The 2,419-nt window shown below is 51.3% G+C and carries 2 protein-coding genes; both read right to left on the reverse strand.

Annotation, left to right across the window (positions count from 1 at the left end; all coding sequences use genetic code 11):
* Positions 1-1,446 (reverse strand): DUF7507 domain-containing protein (locus DXZ20_RS16120; protein WP_431732078.1); only part of this gene is annotated, 1,446 nt, incomplete at its 3' end.
* A gap of 57 nt (positions 1,447-1,503) precedes the next feature.
* Positions 1,504-2,419 (reverse strand): OmpA family protein (locus DXZ20_RS16125; protein ID WP_163703509.1); only part of this gene is annotated, 916 nt, incomplete at its 5' end.

Genomic DNA, 2,419 nt, shown 5'->3' on the forward strand with positions numbered 1-2,419 from the left:
CACACCAATAGCTGGGGTCTCTGGCGGTGGTAACTGCACCGGGGTTGGATCGTTTTCACCCGGCTCATTCCCGTTACCGTCTCCGTCTGCATCGGTTTCCAATCCGTCATCCGACGCATCATCAACATTAGTCCCGTTGGGGGATGTGCCGATTGCCTCAATTTGGTTAGTAAACGTTCCTGGCGTGTTGACCAGGTCACTTTCCACTTCCACGGTGAATCGGAAGGTGGAGTTTTCACCGACCTGAAGCGTTTGGGCTGCTGCCAGGATGCTGGTATCCCCAGGGGTGCCGTTGGGTTCATCGGCATCAAAGTTAGCATTGGGCGTCAGTTGCACCTCATTGGCCAAGCCCCGGGCTGTAAATACGGGTACACCAATAATGGAGAAAGCGCCTTCTCCGTAGGTGTCATCCAGGTCTTCGGTGAGCTGAACATTGTTCAATGTGACGTTACCCAGGTTCTCCACCGTGGTTTCATACACCACTTCAAAGTCACCATCGGCCTGAGTTGTTGTTGAAACCACTCGTTTCGATACACCAATGGCCGGTTGTTCTGCAACAAGAGGAGGAGCCGTAAAGGCAATGTCACCGATGGCGATCGCATGGGGAGCAAGGTCATTACTCCCCGGGCCATTGCGGAATACCAGTGAAATGGTGTCAGCAGCAGCAGGAACATTTACTGTAGCAGTACCATTTGAAAAATTATTTGAGGTTTGAGGATTAACAGCAGCGGGGGTTCTCGGCGAATTGGCGTTCTGGGTAGGGTTATTAGGATCATCACCCGGTGCAACCCCCGTAATAATGACTGAATTACCTGCAACTACCTCCTGGTTAAATATTCCTACGGGGTCAGTCTCACCACCCGCCGTAATACCAGCTACAGGCACCCCTCCTGAGGAAGCAGAGACAACAACTTCATCCTGCCAAGATACCGTACCGTTGTTGATAAGAATATCTAGATCATAAATGGGAAAAGAAGCCAGAGTAACATCAACAGGGGTGGTGGTGCCGGTTAAAAAGAATTCAACGGTGATGGTGGCTTCATCACCAGCATCGCCTAAAAGGTTAACGAGGAGGGCCTCGTCGGGGGGGGCAGGGCTAACAAATGCGGAGTCGGTAAGGTTGAGATTAGCATTGCCATTGTTGCCAACATCGCCGCCAACCGTGACGCGCACATCTACACCACTTCCTCCAACATCTGTATAGGTGTTTTGATTGCTACCCACGGGAAAGTCAACAGCTTCCCCTGCAGCGCCAGTACCCCAATCTAGGGCAGTAGCTACCTGTGCTTGTGCCGTAGGCGCAATAGATAAAAGGCAAACTAGGGGTAAGCTCCAGGCGAGAGCACGATCAATACCCCTATTCCAGGCTGTCCCAAGATGCCGGATACCAGCTTGAGAAAGACCTTGACAGCACTTTTTCTTTGAGTTGTTATGACAAAATTTCACGGTTAGATTCTCTACTAATACTGACGATACTGAAAAGTTGACAAGTCAAAGAAGGCCTTATTCAAGCTGCAAATCTGTTTCCAAATTTTCGTAGATAATGTCGAGACCACGAGTATCTGTAAAGATAAACTCGGTGCGGCGATCGCGGGCATAGTCAATGCGTCCGCTGCCACTCGATACCCGTTGTGTTTCTCCAAAGGAGCGAATGCGCATCCGTTCAGCGGCAATGCCTCGCTGTAGCAGATAATTTCTGGCGGCCAAAGCTCGGCGTTCACCCAAGGCCTGGTTATAAGCGTTGCTGGCTCGTGGATCGGTATGCCCCTGCAGTTCAACGGTAATGAATGGATACTCTTCTAAAACAGCAATAATCTCATCCATAATGACCGCAGATGCCGGGGAGATATCTGATTTATCAAGAGCAAAGTGAATATTGCGGGGAATGCGCAAGACCAAGGGTTCCGGAGGAAGCTCTGGTTCTGGCTCTGGCGGATCTTGAGCAATTTCACAGCTGGGCATGGCCGGTGTTGTGGGGCCATCCTCCAATGTGCCAACGGCCGTAATGGCTGAGGGCTCAGATGTACCGTACACATCATCCGTGGCAATGGCACTCAACAACGTTCCCTCAGGGGCATTGACATCAACGCTGAAACTGCCGGTTTCATCTGCAGACACGGTGGTAACGTATTCGTTTAACGCTCCATAGTATCCTTGACGGTCGACAACCTTATAAATGTCAATGGCAGTGCCTGGATCGGCCACACCGCTAAGGGTTGCCGATCCACCGCTGCTCGGAAAGACATAATCGTCAAACTCAGGGGCATTGATGGCGGCATTGGCGGTATCTCGACGGCGCATTGACGAATTACGCGGTGGGTTGGGGCCGTCTTTACGCTGAAAATCTTGAATGCCGCTGTTGTCGTTATGGCCCAGGTCTACACTGAGGCCATCTAAAGCCGCGAATGTGTTGTTCCGA

Origin of the sequence: Adonisia turfae CCMR0081 (assembly GCF_011009555.1) — a bacterium.
Taxonomy (GTDB): Bacteria; Cyanobacteriota; Cyanobacteriia; order Phormidesmidales; family Phormidesmidaceae; genus Leptothoe; species Leptothoe turfae.